Raw genomic sequence first — 19096 nt, forward strand, 5'->3', positions numbered from 1 at the left:
AAGACCCGGCTCCGCCTCGCCAAGAGCAGACGCAGAGCCGGTCCCATGCGCGCCGAGCCGCGCCCAACCACAGGGGCGCGGCCAGACCTACACCCCGCCCCGCAAGCCCGGTCAGGGGTGGAGCCGATCCTTCACCCCCGGCCGCGCAAGTCCCGTTAGGTGCGGAACCGCCCGTCAACCCGCTGAGGGACACCCAGCGGGTTGCCATCCTGCAGTTCCGGCGGCAACAGCTCGGCAGGCCAGTCCTGATAGGCAGTAGGCGCCAGCCACCGATCGATGGCCGTGGCGCCGACCGAGGTGTGGGCCGCACTGGTAGAGGCAGGCCAAGGCCCACCGTGATGCATGGCCCAGCAGACCGCGACCCCGGTCGGCCAGCCGTTCCAGATCAGCCGCCCGGCCTTGCGCCCGAGCACCTCAGCGACAGGAGCCGCCTCCTCGGGCACGGTGCCGTGCACGGTAGCCGTCAACGACCCTTCCAGTTGCTCGAGTACGGCCAGCAGCTCCGCCACTTCCCGATACGTCACCACGATCGACGCAGGCCCGAAGCACTCCTCGGCAACCCGAGGCAACTTGTCGGCGAACTCCCCGATGTCGGTGACGAAGACCGTGGGCGTAACCCCCCAGGCCCCGTCACCGGCCTTCCCCTCGGCCAGCACCCGCAGCTCGGACAGCCGCTCCAGCCCGCCCAGATACCCGTCCCTGATCCGCTCGGCCAGCATCGGCCCGCCCGTGGTCTCCCTGACCGCCGCCGCCAGCCGTTCAAGCAGCCCGGCATCCTCCGGCACAAACAAAAGCCCCGGATTAGTACAGAACTGCCCCACCCCCAACGTCAGCGACCCCGCGAACCCGCCGGCCACCTCCTCCGCCCGAGCCGAAGGCAGCACCACCACCGGATTGACGCTCCCCAGCTCCCCGAAGAACGGAATGGGCGTCTCCCGCCCGTCGATCAGAGCCTGAATCGCCTTGCCCCCCGCAACCGACCCGGTGAACCCCACCGCCACCACAGCCGGATGCCGTACGAGCTCCACCCCAGCCTGCATCCCATGCACCAGCCCCAGCAGATCCGGCGAAGGCAACGCGGACCGCACCACCTCGGCCACCAGCTCCGAGGTCTGCGGATGCCCAGGATGCGCCTTGACCACCACCGAACACCCAGCCGCCAGCGCCGAGGCCGTATCACCCCCCGCCACCGAGAACGCGAACGGGAAGTTGCTGGCCGCGAACACCGCCACCACACCGGGCAGCGGCCGCTTCATCCTCCGCACATCCGGCCGGGGCGGCGTCAACGACGGATCGGCATGGTCGATAATCGCCCCGACATGACCACCGTCTCTGATCACCTGCGCGAACAGCCGGAACTGCCCAGCACTCCGGGCAATCTCCCCCCGCAACCGCACCTCACCCAGCGCAGTCTCCCGCTCGGCCACCACCCAGAGATCGTCGACCCGCGCGATCAACGCATCAGCCACAGCCTCCAGCACCCGAGCCCGCTCCCCCACAGGCAACTCCCGCCACCCAACCACCCCAGCGCCAGCAGCCCCCACCACCCCTCCGACTCCGCCACCGCCACCAGCACCAGCACCCGCACCGACTCCGCCCCTGGCAACGGCACCCGCACCAGCACCCGCACCGGCACCGGCACCGGCACCGGCGACTGTCCCGACAACCCCAGGAGCGCCAGCACCTCCTGCGGCTCCAACAACGGCCCCGGCACCTCCAGCAGCCCCGCCGACTACGCCCTCGGCGGCTCCTCCTCCGAAGGCCCCAGGAGCTCCGGTTCCTTCAGCGCCCCCGCCTACGACCGCAGCGTCACTACCAGCAGCCCCGCTGGCCCCACCAGCTCCGGCGGCCCCGCTTGCCGGGTACTCGGCTCCTCCCTCAGGAGCCCCAAGAGCCCCGGTCTCCCCAGCGGTTCCACCCCCGAGAGCCCCAGGAGCCCCGGTGTCCCCAGCGGCTACTTCGGCGACATCGACGGCACTGACAGCGGCCCCACTGGCCCCACCAGCCCCGTGTGCCCTGCCAGCCCCGCCGACTCCGACCGGCCCGGCTGCGGCGGCTGCGGCGGCTGCCGAGACGATGGTGTTGACGCGGGCGCTGTCGGTCTCGGGCAGCGCTTCGCCCACGGTCTCGCCGGTCCTCGGGTCATGTCCGTAGATCATTGCTTGGCCTCCCAGTGCAATATCACACTTCACAACCTATCGCTTGACACTCACACAGGGCGATTCTTACAGTTGCGACACCTGTCCACAAATCTGTCTTTCGTTCACATATATGGACGGCGGTAATATGATCATCCAGGAGATCCGTGTCACGCCTCTCGCGTTCCGAGACCCGCCGCTGCTGAACGCCGCCGGCGTCCACGAGCCCTGGGCACTGCGCACGATCATCGAGGTGATCACCGACGATGGCCTGTCCGGCCTCGGCGAGACCTACGGCGACCTCGACCACCTGACGAAGATGCGCGAGTGCGCGCCCGCCCTCATCGGCGTGGACGTGCACCACACCAACGAGATCTACACCCGCATCAGCGCGATCGTCGGCGACGTCGTCAGCGACCTGCACGGCCTGACCGGAACGTCCACCAAAGAGAAGAGCATCGATCGCGTCTTCTCCCCCTTCGAGGTGGCATTGCTGGACATCCGAGGCAAGGCAGCCGGCGTCCCGGTCTGCGACCTGCTCGGTGGCCGGGTGCGGGAGGCGGTGCCGTACAGCGCCTATCTCTTCTACAAGTGGGACAGCCACCCGGGCGGCACGCCCGACCGTTTCGGCGCCGCGCTCGACCCCGCGGGGCTGGTGGAGCAGGCCGCACTTTTCATCAAGGAGTACGGCTTCCGCTCCATCAAGCTCAAAGGCGGCGTTCTCCCGCCCGATGACGAGATCGCCGCGATCCGGGCATTGCATGAGGCGTTCCCCGGCGTACCACTGCGGCTGGACCCCAACACCGCCTGGACCCCCGAGACGTCCATCCGCGTGGCCCACGAACTGCAAGGCGCACTCCAGTACCTTGAGGACCCCTGTCCCGAGATTTCCGGCATGGCGGATGTCTCGCGAAATATCGCGACAAAGCTTGCTACCAACATGTGCGTCGTCACCCCCGAACACCTCCCTCCGGCCATCGCCTCCGACGCCATCCAGGTACTGCTGCTCGACCACCACTACTGGGGCGGTCTGACCCGATCCGCCCAGGTAGCGGCCCTGTGCGGGACGTTCGGTCTGGACCTGTCCATGCACTCCAACTCCCATCTCGGCATCAGCCTGGCCGCCATGACCCATCTCGCCGCCGCCACCCCCAACCTCACGTACGCCTGCGACACCCACACTCCCTGGCAGGACGGCCAGGACGTTGTCGCCCCCGGAGCCCTGCGCTTCGTGGACGGGGCGGTGCCGGTGCCCGACGGGCCCGGACTGGGGGTCGAGCTGGACCGCGAGGCCCTGGCCACGATGCACGAGCAGTACCTGACCTGTGGACTCACCTCCCGGGACGACACCGGCTACATGCGACGCTTCGACCCCGAGTTCGTGGTGAAGCGAGGCCACTGGTGACCACCCCCAGCCCACTCGTGCCCACACAAGGGCAGCCGACGGAGAGGAACCCCCGGTGAACATCGCCTACCTCTACCCCTGGGACGTCGTAGGCGACCCCACCGCCCCCGGCCGCATCGCCGACCTGGGCGTGGACGCAGTCGCCCTGGCCGCCTCGTACCATTCCACCCGCGCCGCCACCCCTTACCACCCGAACCACCGCGTCCTGGATGTAGCCCACTCGGCCTTCTACCTGCCCATCCGCCCAGAGGCATGGGGCTCACTGGTCCCCGCCTCCCCCACCTGGACAACCCCCGACGCCTACCTCACGGCCCGGGACGCCCTGAAGGCGGCAGGCCTCAAGGTCCTGGCCTGGACCGTGCTCACCCACAACTCCTACCTGGGCACCAAGCACCCCGGCATCGCCACCCGCAACGCCTTCGGCGACCTGTACCCGCACGCGCTCTGCCCCGCTCACCCCGAGGTCGTCGACTACTGCGAACGTCTGGTCCGCGAAGTCCTCACCGTCGGCGAGCCCGACGGCCTCATCCTCGAATCCTGCGGCCCCATGGGCTTCGGCCACCAGAACATGCACGAGAAGACCGCCGGCGCCGACTGGAACGGCCCCCTGGGCGACCTCCTGTCGCTCTGTTTCTGCACAGCCTGCGCCCCCCAATACCCCGAAACCACCCAAGAGCACGTCAAACAAGTCGTAGACACCCAGCCCAACCCCGTCACCACGGAAGAGGGCCTGTCCGACCACGCTCAAGCCGTCCAAGAGGTACGGCTCAGCCTCTCCACCCAGCTACGCCAACGCCTGATCACCGTCGCCCGTGAACTCTCCCCCGAAACCCCGATCACCCTCCACGCCAACCCCGACCCATGGGCGGCAGGCGCCTTCGCAGCCCTCCCCCACGGCGAACCCGGCGCTGACGTCCTGGTCGGCAACTGCTGGGGCGACCCCGCCTCCGACGCGGACCGCCTCACCACCCTGGCCAACCTGTCCACCACCCCCGCCGCCAACCTGTCCACCACCCGCGCCCCGGCCGACAGCAGCAGCACGACCCGCCAGCGCATCGGCGCCTACGTCCTGGCTCTCCCGCCCCGCCCCGCCGACGCCACAGTCCTGGCCGACCAGATGGCCACCTACGCCAAAGCAGGCGCCACCGAGTTCCACCTCTACCACGCGGGCCTTGCCTCCCCTGCCCGCCTGGCAGCCATCCGCGAGGCCCTCAACCGCTGAACCACACACCACCAAGCCTCAAGTCACGTCGCCCGCACCACTCCATACCTGCGGACCAAGCGACCCTGCCAACCGGCACATGCCAACGACACGACCCGAACGCCTGAGTCGGCCACCAACCTCACCCAACCAACGAAGCGAGCCCACGGCCGACCCACCCCCGCACAAAGCCAACGCCCCAACCCCGACAGACCATCGGGGCCGGCCCACGGTCTGCCCAGACAACCTGCGCAGCCCGATGGCCCGATCCGACCGAGCGGACCCGAGCAGGTATCCGGCGATGCACGAAGCCCCGGCCCCCCGCAGGCTCAGGACCGGCGTCCCAGCCCTGAAACCCTGCAGGCGGCGAACCTCAACCCGTGACCTGGCCCAACCACCGCTCATGCGCGCCACCGAACGGCCCCTCGCCCTCGGTGACCGCCTTGAGCACCCACCGGGCCGACTCCTCAGCCGCCGCGATCACGTCAGCCGGATACCCAAACCGCACCTGATGCTCGGCGAACTCATCCTCATCATCCAGATAGATAACCCCGGTCCGCTTCTTCACCACGTCGAGATCCAGATCCACCATGGTCACGATGCCATCCCGCCATTCAGGCACCGTCGTGACGTCCACGTATATAGCGGTCCGGTGCGGTTCGGCGTTGAACAGCGCCACCCACCACTGATCCCGCGGAAACAACATCACGAACGGCTCTTCCCACACCACCGGCGGCTCGTATCCCTTTGCCCCCACGGTCCCGGGCCCGGCGCCCACCCACACGCCGTGGGCGTCCTCTCCAAGCCGTCGGGCCGCGTGGTGCCAGTGGAGCGAACCGTCAAATTTCCGGAATTCCACCCTCATGTCACGTGACGCTATCGTGCCGCTCCGACGAGGCCGCTCTCGTATGCGGCGATGACGAGTTGTGCCCGGTCGCGAGCGTCCAGCTTGGTGAGCAGACGACCGATGTGTGTTTTGATCGTGGCCAGGCTGAGGTGCAGATACCCGGCGATCTCATGGTTGGAAAGGCCTCGCGCGATCAACGTCAGCACTTCGCGCTCCCGCTCGGTGAGCTCGTCGAGCCCCTGGAACGCGGGCGCGGCAGGCGTCCTGGCGAACTCCTCGATCAGTCGCCGCGTGACCGAAGGCGCGAGCAGCGCCTCCCCTGCCGCCACCACGCGGATCGCCGACAGCAGATCGGCCGGAGGCGTGTCCTTGAGCAGGAACCCACTGGCCCCGGCCCGCAAAGCCGCGTACACATACGCATCAAGGTCGAACATCGTCACGATCAGCACCCTGGCCCCGCCCCCGAGCCGCCGGGTGGCCTCAATGCCATCCATTTCCGGCATCCGCACATCCATGAGGACGACATCCGGCCGCACCACCGCGGCCAGCGTCACCGCCTCAAGCCCCGTGGCCGCCTCGCCGACGACCTCCAGGCCGGGCTCGGAGTCCACGAGCAACCGGAAGCTCCCTCTGAGCAACGCCTGATCGTCGGCCACCAGCACCCGGATCGCGGACCCTCCCTGCTCACCTGCCCCGCCCACAGAACTCCCCGGCCCGGAAGCCTGTCCCCCTTCGGCAACATCACGCACTGAACGACTCGCCTCCTCCCCGGCCCCCTCGACTGCTCCAGCCAACGCTTCGGACGACTCACCCACGCCCGACCTGGGCTCCACGGGACCCCGTGCGCCCGACCGCGCCCTGACCGCGCCGCTCATGGAACCTCCCCATACGGCAGGGCCGCCCGCACGCGAAAGCCGTTCGCTCCCGGCCCGGCCTCGAAGGCTCCGCCGTACATCATGACCCGCTCCCTCATCCCGACCAGCCCGTGCCCCGCGCCCGTCGACGGCAGCACACGCCGGCCGGGGCCGTCGTCCGTGACCTCGATGAGCACCTCCCGCCCGTCGGCGGCCACCGATACGCGGGAGCGGGCGGGGGCCGCGTGTTTGACCACGTTGGTGAGCGCTTCCTGGATGATTCGGTAGGCCGACAGACTCACGCCTTCCGGCACTTCACTGACATCTCCGACGTCGAGCTCGACTTCGACGCCGCCGAGCCTGGCCCGTTCGGCGAGGTCGGGCAGGCCGTCGAGACTGGGTGCGGGGCCGAGGTCGGGTTCCGCGGCGGAGCGCAGCACGCCCAGCATGTGGCGCATCTCGACCATCGCGTTTCTACTGGCCGTCTCGATCACGCCCAGCGCGTCACGCGCGTCCTCCGGGCGGGTGGAGAACACGTGGCTGGCCACGCCCGCCTTGACCGCGATCAGCCCCACGCTGTGGGCGACGACATCGTGCAGTTCGCGGGCGATGCGCAGCCGTTCCTCGTTGACGGCCTGTTCCGCCTTGCGCGCCGCGTCACGCGCGGCGAACGCACGGCGCTCACGGACGGCCAATCCGAAGGTGAACGAGATGCAGAGCGCTGCCAGGCACGACGCGGTCTCGCCCATGACCCAGGTGACGCCGCCCGGCACCCCGGCGACGAGCAGCGTGATCAGGGCCAGCACACTGAAGATCGCGATGGAGTTGATCGGCAGTCTGCGGGAGGAGGCGGAGGCGACTAGATAGGCGGCGTAGGCGGGCGCGACGTAGGCCAGGCTCGGGAAGCCGGTCGAGAGGGCGACCACGACCGCGGCCGTCACCACCGCGAAGACCGCGATCGGCCACAATCGGCGCACCGCCAGCGGCGCGGCGAGCGCGAGTGGCAGCGCGAGCCGGACCCAGCCGGGCATGTCGGCGTCCGCGGCGCCGGCCAGGAAATACAGCGCGCACGCCCACGCGAACGCGCAGTCGAGCGCGATGAGCTGGGCGCGGCTGAGCCGCCTGGCGAACAAGTCCACGCGAAGAAAGGTATCCGGAGGTCAGGCTGGGCGCGTCATCCCACGGTCTGACTCTGCGAGCCCCGAATGACACCGTGGTCTGACGGCTCCCAGTCCGATGTGCGAACGGCCCGCCGTACCGCACCCTTGACCGCGTGATCGAACTCAGGCAACTGACCAAGCGATACGGAGACACGCTCGCCGTCGACGAGCTGAGCTTCCGCGTCGAACCGGGGCACGTGACCGGCTTCCTCGGCCCGAACGGCGCGGGGAAGTCGACGAGCATGCGGCTGGTGCTCGGCCTCGACGCGCCCACCTCGGGCCAGGCGCTGGTGAACGGCGGCCGCTACGCCGACCTGCGCCGCCCGCTCCATGAGGTGGGTGCGCTGCTCGACGCCGGTGCGGTGCATCCGGGCCGGAGCGCCTACAACCACCTGATGTGCCTGGCACTCAGCAATGACATAGGTGCGCGCAGGGTCGCGCAGGTCCTGGAACTGGTGGGCCTGAGCGGTGTGGCGCGCAAGAAGGCGGGCGGGTTCTCGCTCGGCATGAAGCAAAGGCTCGGCATCGCGGCGGCGCTGCTGGGCGATCCGGGGGTGCTGATGTTCGACGAGCCGGTCAACGGCCTCGACCCCGACGGCGTGCGCTGGATCCGCGGCCTCATGCGCGGGCTGGCCGAGGAGGGCAGGACCGTCCTGTTGTCCAGCCACCTGATGAGCGAGATGGCGCTGACCGCCGACCGCATCGTCATCGTCGGCCGCGGCCGGCTGGTGGCGGACGCGACCGTGGCCGAGCTCACCGCCGGATATCCCTCCCTGGAGGAGGCGTATATGGCGCTGACCGCCTCCAGCGTCGAATACGGAGCCGCGCGATGAGAGCGGTCCTCGCGTCGGAGTGGCTGAAGCTGCGCTCGGTCGGCTCCACCGGCTACGCGGTCGGCGCGGCCGCGCTCACGATCGTGCTCGGAATCGTCTGGACCCTCTATGTCGTGAGTCTGGCCGACGCGCGCGGCTCGATCAGGGCCGCCGCTCCGGAAGAGGGATTCCTGCCATTGGTGCAGGTCAGCCTGGCCGTCCTGGGCGTGCTGGCGATCACCTCGGAGCAGGCCGACGGCATGCTCAGAACCAGCCTGGCCGCCGTGCCCCGGCGTGGACGCCTGCTGTTCGCCAAGGCCGCGGTGGTCGGCGGCGTGACGCTCGCGGCGAGCGCCGCCGTCCTGATCGCCACCTACACCATCAGCCGCCTCATCGCCGGCGACCGCGCCCTCGGCTTCAACGACATCGGCCTGCTAGACGGCCTGCCCACCGTGCTGGCCTCCGCCCTGTCGGTCGCGGTGCTGGCGCTGGTCGGCCTGGGGCTGGGCGCCGCGACCCGCTCGACGGCCGCGGGCATCTTCTCGGTCGTCTCGCTGCTGTTCGTGCTCCCCAGCGTCGCCGCCTACCTGCCCGCTCCCTGGAACACGCGCGTCGCCTCGATCATGCTTCCCAACCTGGTGCCGCAGATCGCCGGCGACCGTCTGTCCCGCCGCCTCGGCGACGGGGTCCTGCCGCCGTGGGCGGCGCTGCTCGTCCTCATCGCGTACGGCGCCGCCGCGCTGCTGGCCGGATACCTCGTGTTGAGGAGGCGCGATGCGTGAACCGGCACCATGCGAGCGGGCGGGGACATCCCTTCCGGAGCACACGGGCCCAGGAGAAAGGAGACGTGGATGAGTGTGCTGGCCGCCGAATGGCTCAAGGTCAGATCGATCCGCTCCAGCCATCTGATCGTCGGCATCGGGCTGGGCTCCGTCCTGCTCGCCGCGGGGCTGGCCTGGATGGCGATCGGCATGTATGAAGACGCGTCGCCGTCCATGCGGCGCAGCGCGCGCATCGCGGAGCTGGAGGAGGTGGTGGTGATCGTTCCGCAGCTGTGCCTGGGCATCCTGGGCCTGGTGTCGTGGACGTCGGACCGCGTGCTCCAAACCAGCCTGACGATCGTGCCGCGCCGCTGGCCCGTCCTGATGTCCAAGGCGGCGGTGGCCGGCGGGCTCGGGCTCGTGGTGGGCGCGGTGACGGTCTTCGGGACGTTCTTCCTGTCCCGCGGAATGCTCGCCGGGCGCTACCCGGTGAGCGGCTTCGCCGAGTCCTGGCCGATTCTGGTGCCGACCAGCATCTCCGTGGCGGTCTTCGCCGTGCTCGGGGTCGGACTGGGCGTGATCATGAGGTCTACGGCCGGGGCCGTGGCCGTCCTCGTCGGACTCGTCTACGTGATTCCGATGATCGGCGGCAATCTGCCCGAGCCGTGGAGCGAACGGCTGGGTTCGGTGATGATGGGGGCGCTGCCCAGGGAGATCGCCGGCGCCTCACTGGCCTCGTCGGTCTACGGCGAGCTGCTCTCCCCGGTCGCCGCCGCGCTCGTCTTGGCGGCCTATGCCCTGCTACCTCTGCTCGCGGGGGCCTGGTTGTTAAGGCGTCGCGACGCCTGACCGGCGTCGGAACACCCGCACAACCTGACCACCGTCAAACTTCGAAGCAGAAGGACACAGCCATGGCCCGAGGAGCCGGGCAGGGGTACGGCGTCGCCGTACCCCTGGAGAGGGTGCTAGACCTCCACCACGACCGGGATGATCATCGGACGGCGGCGGTAGGTGTCGCTCACCCAGCGACCCACCGTGCGGCGCACCACGCGGCGGATCTCCTGCATGTCGACGACCCCGTCGGCCGCCTTGGCCTCGAGGGCGCGTTCGATCTGCGGGATGAACTCGTCGAACTGCATCGGGTCGATCCCGGAGCCCCTGGCGTATATCTCGGGGCCCGCGGTCAGCTTGCCGGTCTGGGAGTCGACGACCACGACCACCGAGATGAAGCCCTCGTCGCCGAGGATCCTGCGGTCCTTGAGCGAGGTGTCGGTGATCTCGCCGACGGACGAGCCGTCCACGTAGACGTAGCCGGCGTGAACAGCGCCAACGATCTTCGCCTGGCCGTCGATGAGGTCGACGACGACGCCGTCCTCGGCGATCACGATGTGATCGTCGGGCACGCCGGTGAGCGAGGCCAGCCTGGCGTGGGCGCGCAGGTGGCGCCACTCACCGTGGACCGGCATGAAGTTGGACGGCCTGGTCAGGTTGAGCACGTACAGCAGCTCGCCCGCGGCGGCGTGTCCCGAGACGTGCACCTTGGCGTTGCCCTTGTGCACGACGCGGGCGCCCCACCGGGTCAGGCCGTTGATGACCTTGTTGACCGCGGTCTCGTTGCCCGGCACCAGCGAGCTGGCCAGCAGCACCGTGTCGCCCTCCGCGATGCGGATGGGGTGGTCACGGTTGGCCATGCGCGAGAGTGCCGCCATCGGCTCGCCCTGGGAGCCGGTGCAGATGAGGACGACGTCCTCCGGCGGCCATTCCTCGATGTCGCGGGAGTCGACGATCAGCTCCGGCGGCACCTGCAGATATCCGAGGTCGCGGGCGATGCCCATGTTGCGCACCATGGAACGGCCGACGAGCGCGACCTTGCGGCCGTACTTGGCGGCGGAGTCCATGACCTGCTGCACGCGGTGGACGTGAGAGGCGAAGCTCGCCACGATGACGCGCTTTTCCGAGGTGCGGATGACCTCGTCCACGACCGGGCCGATCTCGCGTTCGCTCGTGACGAACCCGGGCACTTCGGCGTTGGTCGAGTCGGACATCAGCAGGTCGACGCCCTCGGATCCGAGCCTGGCCATAGCGCCCAGGTCGGTCAGCCGGCCGTCGCTGGGCAGCTGGTCCATCTTGAAGTCGCCGGTGTGCAGCACCAGCCCGGCCGGCGTGCGGATGGCGACCGCGAGCGCGTCCGGGATCGAGTGGTTGACGGCGAGAAACTCGCAGTCGAACGGCCCGAAGCGGTCGCGCTGCCCCTCCACGACCTCGATCTTGGCAGGCTGGATGCGATGTTCGGTGAGCTTGGCCTCGATGAAGGCCAGCGTCAGCTTGGACCCGACGAGCGGAATGTCGCGCCGCTCGCGCAGGAGATACGGCACGGCGCCGATGTGGTCTTCGTGGCCGTGCGTCAGGATGAGCGCCTCGACGTCGTCGAGCCGGTCCCTGATGTATTCGAAGTCGGGCAGGATCAGATCAACGCCCGGCTGGTCGGGCTCGGGAAACAAAACCCCGCAGTCGACGATCAGCAGCCGGCCGTCGTATTCGAAGACGGCCATGTTGCGGCCGATCTCACCGAGACCGCCCAGCGCGACGATGCGCAGGCCCCCGTCGGCCAGCGGCGGCGGGTCCGGGAGTTCCGGATGCGGATGGCTCATGGTCTACCCGCCTGGAGACGTAGTGTTCGCAAAACTTCCTTGTCCTCCCCGTTCCTATATATCTGTCAACTTCACCCCGCCGGCCACCAGGCAGGCCCGCAGCTCGGCGATCTGCTTGTCATCCGCTTCCACGAGCGGCAGCCGTACCGGGCCCACGGGCATCCCGACCAGGCCGAGAGCGGCCTTGACCATGATCGCCCCACCGGTGCGCAGCATGATGCCGTCGACCACCGGAATCAACTGGCGGTGGATCGCGCGCGCTTGCTCGGCGTGGTTGTTCCGGAACAGCTGGATCATCTTGGCCAGCTCCGAGCCGACCACGTGCCCGACCACACTCACGAACCCAGCCGCGCCCACCGACAACCACGGCAGGTTGAGCAGGTCGTCCCCCGAGTAGAAGGCCAGGTCGGTGGCGAGCATCACCTGACCGGCGGCGAACATGTCGCCCTTGGCGTCCTTCACCGCGACGATGCGCTCGTGCTGCGCCAGCCGGATCAGCGTCTCGCTGGCGATCGGAACCCCGCTGCGGCCCGGGATGTCATAGAGCATCACCGGCAACTGGGTCGAGTCCGCCACCTGCGAGAAGTGTCGGTAGAGCCCCTCCTGCGGGGGCTTGTTGTAGTACGGCGTGACGACGAGCAACCCGTGGGCGCCCACCCGCTCGGCCGCCTTGGCAAGCTCGACGCTGTGGTGGGTGTCATTGGTGCCGGCTCCGGCGACAACGGTCGCCCGGTCACCCACAGTTTCCAGCACCGCCTCCAGGATGCGAGTTTTCTCCTCATCCGAGGTGGTGGGGCTCTCGCCAGTCGTCCCACTGACGACCAGGCCGTCATTGCGCTGCTCATCAACCAGGTAGGCCGCGAGCCGCCGCACAGCGGCATAGTCGACGGCGCCGTCCCGAGTGAACGGCGTAACCATCGCGGTCAGCATGCGACCGAAGGGGGCGTCGGTGGTTCCATTGGGCGAAGCCATAGTGCGAACGCTACCCGGATTCCCCAAACGCCACCGACAGCGCCACCCCGATAGTGGCCTCTGCTGGGGTTTGAGGTCTATCCGTTACGCCAGCGTGTGCTCTCCCTGACGTCCCCTTCTACCCAACTGCACCCAGACGTCATCTTCTATGCAACTACACCCAGATGTTACGGCAGGCCGAGTGAACACCTCCCACCGCCGCGGGCGCGCCCCGATCGGCCGCACGCTTCTCACGTCGGACGTGGTAACGCGCCGTAACGACGCCCCCAACCCAGCCAAGTGGTCAACACCCGAGTACACCCGCAACCAAAGGCACGTCCATGTCAAGGCTCTTCGTGCCCGGCGCCTGGTCTGGCCTGTCCGCACTTGATCTGGCCCAGCCCGGGCTGGTCTGGTCTGGCCTGTCGGCACCCGATCTGGTCCGTGTCGGCCGTGCGCGATCTGGTTGGTGCTGGCCGTGCCCGATCTGGTCCGTGTCGGCCGTGCGCGATCTGGCCCGTGCCAGCCGTACCCGATCTGGTTGGTGCTGGCCGTGCCTGATCTGACCTGGGCCGGTCCGTGCCGATCGGCCCTCGCCTGGTCTGGCCTCGCCCGGTCCGGTAAACAACCCGAGCCTGACCCCTGCCTGGTCTGGCCTCGCCCCGGTCAGGTGAACACCCCGAGCCAGGCCCCTGCCTGGTCTGGCCTGGCCTGGTCCGGTGCACAGCCCGAGCCCATCCCCGGCGCCCACCCCCGCCCACTACTAGGAGCAGGTTCCGATATGGCCAGCGCCTTGTTCACACGGCTTAGCCGAATCCGCAGGTCACGGCCTGATGCTGCTCTCGTGGTGCCCCAAGCGACCATGGAGCGGCTCCGGCGCCTGGTCGGGGGTTGCGGTTGGTGGTGGATGTTTGTGGCCAGGGTGGTGGTGGTTACCGGGGGCCCGTATCGCCACATGTGGGGTTTCGGCGCCACGTCCGGTCATGTCCTGGAAATGGAAGAGGTCGCCGATATGTGCTCGGGGGTACACACATCGACGACCTCTAACGGAGAATCGGTCACCCTTACACCCGCGTTACAGGGTTTCGCGGACAATTTTCCGCCATCGCAAAGTTGGTACTCCAACACTCGGCGATGACGGATGGTTACCTGCCGAATACGGCAACATGGGGCAACGCCTCACACGAACCCCAGGGATGCACTAGTGGCCACCTCTGATCCGGTCTACCTGCGCGTCGTCGAAGACATTCGGCGGCAGATCAACGACGGCACCCTCCTCCCCGGCGCGCCCATCCCCTCACGGGCGCAACTCACCCGTAAGTACCAGGTCGGCGAGACCGCGGCGCGTCACGCGCTGCGTGTGCTGGCCGCCGAAGGTCTCATCATCGGCCGCGTGGGCTCCGGCCATTACGTACGGGAACAGCCGGAGCTGTCCCCGCTGCACCGTTGGCGGTTTCTCGACCACCCGGCCCCTTTCGCCGCCGACCTGCAGTCGCAGGGCCGGCGGGTGACCTGGGACTGGCACAGCGAGCCCGCCGAAGCCGGGCCGGACATCGCCCGGCGGCTGCGTGTCGACGAGTCCGTGACGGTCTCGCGTACCCGGTACGTCTTCCGCGGCGATGGCAAACCGCTGCAACTTGCCACCTCATATGAGCCGATCGAGTTCGCGGCACACTCAGAGGACGAACGGCGCAGCTTGGTGACCCGGATGTCCGCACATGGCATCAAGATCACGGAAATTGTGGAGAGCGTGCGCACGCGCGTGCCGCGCCCTACGGAGAGTGACGCCCTGGACCTTCCGGCCGGGGTACACGTTCTCCACGTCGAACGGACTCACTGGGCCGGCGACCGCCCGGTCGAGACGAGCGACATCGTGATCCCCGGCGACCGATTCCAGGTGGTGTACAGCATGCCCATGTAATTCATCGGACGTTCCTTCCGATCAAGTCTGGATTCGACCGTAATCTCTGGTTATCGTCACGGCAATACCTCCGATGTATGGAGTGGCGATGAGTCCAAGGATGCTGGCGGGAATGACCATGGTCGCGGCGATGCTGGTGGCGCCTCCGGCGGGGGCAGACATTCGGGCCGAAGGCGCCCCGGCACGCGAAGACCCACAACCCGACGGACCGCCAACAGGCGACGCCATGACACGCGCGGCCGTTTCCCAGCGGGACCGGACAGCGCGGGGTGCGCCCGGAGAGCTGACGGCCCAGGGATCCACCACGGTGGCGCGGCCTGGTACTGATACGGAGTCGCGGAGGTCCTTCACCGGTGCGACACAAGGGAATGACGGGGACTCGGCATCCAAAGGGCCTTTGACGGGCACGGCACCCAGGCAAACCGGCAGGGATCCGGCATCGCGCGAGCCTTCCGCGGACACGGCGCTTAGGTATCCCGGCCAGGACCCGGCATCGTGGGGGCCCTGCCCAAGGGTGGCGCCTAATCAGGCTGGCGGAGATCCGGCATCGCAAGGGTCCGCTGCAGAAGCGGCACGGCCGGAGACATCTAGGGACGCGGAATCGCGTGAAGCCTTCGCGGGCGGGACGTGGTCGGATTCTGCCGGGATCTGGGCAGGTCAAGGGCCTTTGGTTGGTGCGACATTGCAGCAAACTTCCGGCCTGGTGGCGGCCCACGGGCGTTCCGGGACGGCGAACTTCCAGAAGGCTGCTGTGGGGGCGGAGCCGTACACGTTGTGGTTTGACGAGCCGGCGCCTGATTCCAACAGCGGGTGGGAGCAGCGGTCGTTGCCGATTGGCAATGGGGCGTTGGGGGCGACGGTGTTCGGTGGGGTGGCGGCTGAGCGGCTGCAGTTCAACGAGAAGACCTTATGGACCGGTGGGCCGGGGGTCAGTGACTACAACTACGGCAACTGGGACACACCGCGGCCGGGTGCCCTTGACGGCATTCGCGAACGTATCTGGACGGAAGGTGGGGTCAAGCCTGAGGACGTGCTGGCCGCGTTGGGGCACAAGTCCGACTCGCCGCGCCATCGGCGCTTCGGGGCCTATCAGAGCTTTGGGGATCTCCGGCTGACCTTCAACCCGCCACCCACCGCTCCGGACAACGCCGCAGAGCGATCCGCCTCCGGCCCGATGACCGCCGGACCGTCGGGCTCGGGCTTGGGTTCGACGGTTTCCCGGTCAACCGCCCCTGGTCTGGCAACCTCCAGCCCAACATCCCCAGGTACGACAGCCTCAGGTACGACGGCACGAGGCCCGGCAGGCTCGGGTTCAGCACCACACGATCCAGCACGGCAAGATTCAGCACCGCTGAGTCCGGCGGCACAAGGTTCGACACCACATGGTCCAGCGCCAAAGGGCGCGACCGCCCAGGGGCTGGCGAACTCAGAGCTGACGAACCCAAGACTGCCCTCAGGGCAGACAAACCCAAGGCCGATTAACTCAGGGCTGATGGCCTCCGGGTCGACTAACTCAGGGCCGATGGCCTCAGATCTGGCAGCCCAGGGGCCCGTCAGCACAGAACCAGCGGAAGCCAGCGAATACCGCCGCTACCTAGACATCTCCCAAGCAGTGGCGGGCGTCTCCTACACCTCAGCGGGCGTCCACTTCACCAGGGAGTACTTCGCCTCCGCCCCGGCAGGTGTGATCGTGGGCCGCCTGTCGGCAAAGGCACCAGGGCAAGTGTCCTTCAAGGCCGAGATCTCCACCCCGGCCAACCGCACCAGAACCGCCAAGGCCGCCGACGGCCGGGTCACGGTCAAGGGCGCCCTGGCCAGCAACGGCATGCGCTACGAAACCCAGCTCCAAGTGGTCAACCGGGGCGGAAGCCGTACCGATGGAGCGGATGGGTCGGTGACGGTCACCGGTGCGGACGAGGTGGTGTTGATCCTCGGCGCGGGCACCGACTATGCAGCGAAATATCCGATGTATCGGGGTGATGACCCGCATGCCAAGGTCACCGCCCAGGTGGATCGGGCGGTCAGGCTGGGGTATGACGGGCTGCTCGCGAGGCATCGGGCCGACTATCGGGGGCTGTTCGACCGGATGCGGGTGGAGTTGGGCGGGGTGATGCCGGCCGTACCGACGGATGAGCTTCTTGCCTCTTACGGCGCCGCACCGCAGGCGGATCGCGCGCTTGAGCAGCTTTACTACCAGTTCGGGCGGTATCTGCTGATCTCGTCCTCCCGGCCGGGGTCGTTGCCCGCCAATCTGCAGGGTGTCTGGAATGTGCATGAGGCGCCGCCGTGGCAGGCCGACTACCACGTCAACATCAACCTGCAGATGAACTACTGGCCTGCCGAGATGACCAATCTCGGCGAGACGTTCGAGCCGTTTGCCCGCTATGTCGATGGGCTGCGCGAGCCAGGAGGGGTGACGGCGCGGCAGATGTACGGTGCGGATGGGTTCGTCGCGCACCATGCCTCCAACATCTTCGGCCATACGGGCGCTTGGGACCATCCCGCCTATTTCTTCCCCGAATCCGGCGCATGGCTGGCCGGTCAGCTGTACGACCACTACCGATTCACCCGCGATCGCTCCTTCTTGAAGAAGACGGCATACCCGGTCATGAAGGACGCCGCTCGCTTCTGGCTCGACTTCCTGCAGACCGACCCGCGCGACGGCAAGCTCGTCGCCATCCCCAGCCGATCGCCCGAACTCGGCCCGTCGGTGGCGGGCGCGTCGATGTCGCAGGAGATCTTGTGGCAGCTGTTCACCGAGGTCAGGGAGGCCGCGCTGGTGACTGGCGACCCGACCTTCGCGGCGAAGGCCAACAAGGTACTCAAGAAGCTCGATCCCGGTCTGCGCATCGGAAAGTGGGGCCAGCTTCAGGAATGGAAGGAAGACCTGGACGACCCGGACGAGACGCACCGCCACGTCTCGCACCTGTACGCGCTTCACCCTGGACGCCAGATCTCCCCGCGAACCACCCCAGAGTTCGCGGAGGCCGCCAAGGTCTCGCTGAACGCCCGTACCGACGCGGGGACCGGCTGGAGCAAAGCCTGGAAAATCAACTTCTGGGCGCGCCTGCTCGATGGCGACCGGGCCCACAAACTGCTCGGCGACCAGCTCAGAACCAGCACCCTGCCCAACCTGTGGGATACGCATCCGCCGTTCCAGATCGACGGAAATTTCGGGGCGACGGCGGGAATGACGGAGATGCTCCTGCAGTCCCATCTGGATGCCCTTGACCTGCTCCCCGCCCTGCCCGCCGCCTGGGCTGACGGCTCGGTGGACGGCCTGCGTGCGCGCGGGGCGTACACGGTGGGGCTGACGTGGAAGGGCGGCAAGCCATCCGAGATACGGCTTCGCGCCGATAAAGCGGGATTGGCGACGCTACGGCATGACATGTTCCGCATGCCGGTACGCGTCTACCAGAACGGCCGTCCGGTCGCCGCCGTGCGTCATGGCGACAAGCTCGTCATACCCACCAAATCCGGTACGAGCTATCGCATTGTGCCCGCGTGAATACTGTCGGTGGAGGTTGATAGAAAGTTCTCGTGCTAGTCAACGACCTTCCCGCGCACGAGCGGCCGCGCGAGCGCCTCATGGCGTCCGGCGGCGCCGCGCTCGCCGACCGTGAGCTGCTCGCCGTGCTGCTCGGGTCCGGGTTCCGCGGGGCGGGCGCCGTCGAGCTCGCCGCGCGTGTCATCGAGCACTGCGGCGACCTCGGCGAACTCGCCCGCGCCGAGCCCCACCGCCTGCTCGCCGTCCCGGGCGTCGGTCCCGCGAAGGCCGCCCGCGTCGCGGCCGCCTTCCATCTCGTACGGCGGGCGCAGGCCGGGCCGGAGCGGGCCAGAATCACCGGCAGCTCCGACCTGGCCGAGGTCACCGCGCCACTGCTGCGCGGGCACACGCGCGAACGGCTCGCGGTCGTGGTGTGCGACGGCCAGGGCGGCATCCTGCGACGCACCGTCCTGACGGAAGGCGGGGCCGACCACACACCGTTCCCGGTCCGCGAGATCATCACCACCGTGCTCACCATGGGCGGCGCCGCGTTCGGGGTCGCCCACAACCACCCGGCCGGCACCCTCACCCCCAGCCACGCCGACCTGGCCGCCACGACCCGCCTGGCGGAGGCGGCCGACACCGTGGGCCTGCGCCTCCTCGACCACCTGATCGTCACCGACACCGCGTGGCGCCGCATCCCTACCGCGTAGCCGCGCTTTGGCTGGGGGTACGGCGTGGGCGGGGGTGCCCGGGGGCCGAGAGCTTGGGCGGTCGAGAGCCCGGTTGGGTGGGCCGAGACCCCGGGGCTGGGCCGGGAGGGCGGGAGGGCGGGGCTGTGCGCGTTGCGCCGGGAGCCGCCGGGCAACGTCTCGCCGACGCGGCGCCAGACAAGCGTGGGGGCGGGC

The 19096-nt window shown here is 68.6% G+C and carries 14 protein-coding genes and 2 pseudogenes; 9 read left to right on the forward strand and 7 right to left on the reverse strand.

Going from position 1 to position 19096, the window contains the following annotated elements; genetic code table 11:
• Nucleotides 1-155: 155 nt before the first annotated feature.
• Nucleotides 156-1547, reverse strand: coding sequence for an aldehyde dehydrogenase (NADP(+)) (locus HNR40_RS29090; RefSeq protein WP_184966849.1), 1392 nt, complete (start codon nucleotides 1545-1547; stop codon nucleotides 156-158).
• Entirely contained in the window at nucleotides 1454-1702 is a 249-nt protein-coding gene (locus tag HNR40_RS55120; RefSeq protein WP_184966851.1) for a hypothetical protein, read from the reverse strand. Before HNR40_RS55120 ends, HNR40_RS29090 begins: the two co-directional genes overlap by 94 nt.
• A gap of 569 nt (nucleotides 1703-2271) precedes the next feature.
• On the opposite strand from HNR40_RS55120, the gene HNR40_RS29100 reads away from it, so the two are divergent.
• Nucleotides 2272-3543 (forward strand): glucarate dehydratase family protein, encoded by a 1272-nt coding sequence (locus HNR40_RS29100; protein WP_246509581.1) that lies wholly within the window; start codon nucleotides 2272-2274, stop codon nucleotides 3541-3543.
• A 55-nt stretch (nucleotides 3544-3598) separates the two neighbouring features.
• Nucleotides 3599-4765 carry a hypothetical protein gene (locus HNR40_RS29105; RefSeq protein ID WP_184966853.1) on the forward strand — a complete coding sequence of 389 codons (1167 nt, stop codon included), beginning with the start codon at nucleotides 3599-3601 and terminating at the stop codon, nucleotides 4763-4765.
• A gap of 352 nt (nucleotides 4766-5117) precedes the next feature.
• On the opposite strand, the gene HNR40_RS29110 is transcribed toward HNR40_RS29105, so the two are convergent.
• From HNR40_RS29110 to HNR40_RS29120, 3 genes are all read right to left on the reverse strand, one after another.
• A complete protein-coding gene (locus HNR40_RS29110) occupies nucleotides 5118-5609 on the reverse strand; it encodes a DUF402 domain-containing protein (RefSeq protein WP_184966855.1) in 492 nt (163 codons plus the stop codon).
• An 11-nt stretch (nucleotides 5610-5620) separates the two neighbouring features.
• Complete coding sequence (locus HNR40_RS29115) at nucleotides 5621-6259, reverse strand: response regulator (protein WP_312896565.1); 639 nt, start codon at nucleotides 6257-6259, stop codon at nucleotides 5621-5623.
• A gap of 203 nt (nucleotides 6260-6462) precedes the next feature.
• On the reverse strand, nucleotides 6463-7584 hold the full coding sequence (locus HNR40_RS29120; protein WP_221340950.1) for a sensor histidine kinase: 1122 nt from the start codon (nucleotides 7582-7584) through the stop codon (nucleotides 6463-6465).
• Nucleotides 7585-7718: 134 nt separating this feature from the next.
• Here HNR40_RS29120 and HNR40_RS29125 point away from each other — a divergent pair.
• The 3 genes and pseudogenes from HNR40_RS29125 to HNR40_RS29135 all read left to right on the forward strand — a co-directional run.
• Nucleotides 7719-8360 (forward strand): annotated as a pseudogene (locus HNR40_RS29125) (ABC transporter ATP-binding protein); the annotation flags it as partial.
• 74 nt (nucleotides 8361-8434) lie between these two features.
• Nucleotides 8435-9199 carry an ABC transporter permease subunit gene (locus HNR40_RS29130; RefSeq protein WP_184966861.1) on the forward strand — a complete coding sequence of 255 codons (765 nt, stop codon included), beginning with the start codon at nucleotides 8435-8437 and terminating at the stop codon, nucleotides 9197-9199.
• Between the two features lie 69 nt (nucleotides 9200-9268).
• The gene (locus HNR40_RS29135; protein ID WP_184966863.1) at nucleotides 9269-10027 is read left to right on the forward strand and encodes a hypothetical protein; all 759 of its coding nucleotides are present in this window, start codon (nucleotides 9269-9271) and stop codon (nucleotides 10025-10027) included.
• A gap of 116 nt (nucleotides 10028-10143) precedes the next feature.
• On the opposite strand, the gene HNR40_RS29140 is transcribed toward HNR40_RS29135, so the two are convergent.
• On the reverse strand, nucleotides 10144-11829 hold the full coding sequence (locus tag HNR40_RS29140; RefSeq protein ID WP_184966865.1) for a ribonuclease J: 1686 nt from the start codon (nucleotides 11827-11829) through the stop codon (nucleotides 10144-10146).
• Nucleotides 11830-11883: 54 nt separating this feature from the next.
• Nucleotides 11884-12801: a 4-hydroxy-tetrahydrodipicolinate synthase gene (gene dapA, locus HNR40_RS29145; RefSeq protein WP_184966867.1), complete on the reverse strand. Its 918-nt coding sequence runs from the start codon at nucleotides 12799-12801 to the stop codon at nucleotides 11884-11886.
• A 1183-nt stretch (nucleotides 12802-13984) separates the two neighbouring features.
• Here dapA and HNR40_RS29150 point away from each other — a divergent pair.
• The 4 genes and pseudogenes from HNR40_RS29150 (at nucleotide 13985) to HNR40_RS29165 (ending at nucleotide 18901) form a co-directional block, all read left to right on the forward strand.
• Complete coding sequence (locus HNR40_RS29150) at nucleotides 13985-14701, forward strand: GntR family transcriptional regulator (protein ID WP_184966870.1); 717 nt, start codon at nucleotides 13985-13987, stop codon at nucleotides 14699-14701.
• A 226-nt stretch (nucleotides 14702-14927) separates the two neighbouring features.
• A pseudogene (locus HNR40_RS29155) lies at nucleotides 14928-15812 on the forward strand (glycoside hydrolase N-terminal domain-containing protein); the annotation flags it as partial.
• A 411-nt stretch (nucleotides 15813-16223) separates the two neighbouring features.
• A complete protein-coding gene (locus tag HNR40_RS29160) occupies nucleotides 16224-18209 on the forward strand; it encodes a glycosyl hydrolase family 95 catalytic domain-containing protein (RefSeq protein WP_246509629.1) in 1986 nt (661 codons plus the stop codon).
• Nucleotides 18210-18241: 32 nt separating this feature from the next.
• On the forward strand, nucleotides 18242-18901 hold the full coding sequence (locus HNR40_RS29165; protein ID WP_184966871.1) for a JAB domain-containing protein: 660 nt from the start codon (nucleotides 18242-18244) through the stop codon (nucleotides 18899-18901).
• Nucleotides 18902-19096: the final 195 nt, after the last annotated feature.

The sequence above is a fragment of the Nonomuraea endophytica genome (genome assembly GCF_014203235.1).
Taxonomy (GTDB): Bacteria; Actinomycetota; Actinomycetes; order Streptosporangiales; family Streptosporangiaceae; genus Nonomuraea; species Nonomuraea endophytica.

Excerpts from the sequence above, each read along its gene's own strand:
- HNR40_RS29135 (WP_184966863.1), top strand. The coding sequence starts at position 9,269 with ATGAGTGTGCTGGCCGCCGAATGGCTCAAGGTCAGATCGATCCGCTCC.
- HNR40_RS29110 (WP_184966855.1), bottom strand. The coding sequence starts at position 5,609 with ATGAGGGTGGAATTCCGGAAATTTGACGGTTCGCTCCACTGGCACCAC.
- dapA (WP_184966867.1), bottom strand. The coding sequence starts at position 12,801 with ATGGCTTCGCCCAATGGAACCACCGACGCCCCCTTCGGTCGCATGCTG.
- HNR40_RS29140 (WP_184966865.1), bottom strand. The coding sequence starts at position 11,829 with ATGAGCCATCCGCATCCGGAACTCCCGGACCCGCCGCCGCTGGCCGAC.
- HNR40_RS29100 (WP_246509581.1), top strand. The coding sequence starts at position 2,272 with ATGGACGGCGGTAATATGATCATCCAGGAGATCCGTGTCACGCCTCTC.
- HNR40_RS29130 (WP_184966861.1), top strand. The coding sequence starts at position 8,435 with ATGAGAGCGGTCCTCGCGTCGGAGTGGCTGAAGCTGCGCTCGGTCGGC.
- HNR40_RS29160 (WP_246509629.1), top strand. The coding sequence starts at position 16,224 with ATGGCCTCAGATCTGGCAGCCCAGGGGCCCGTCAGCACAGAACCAGCG.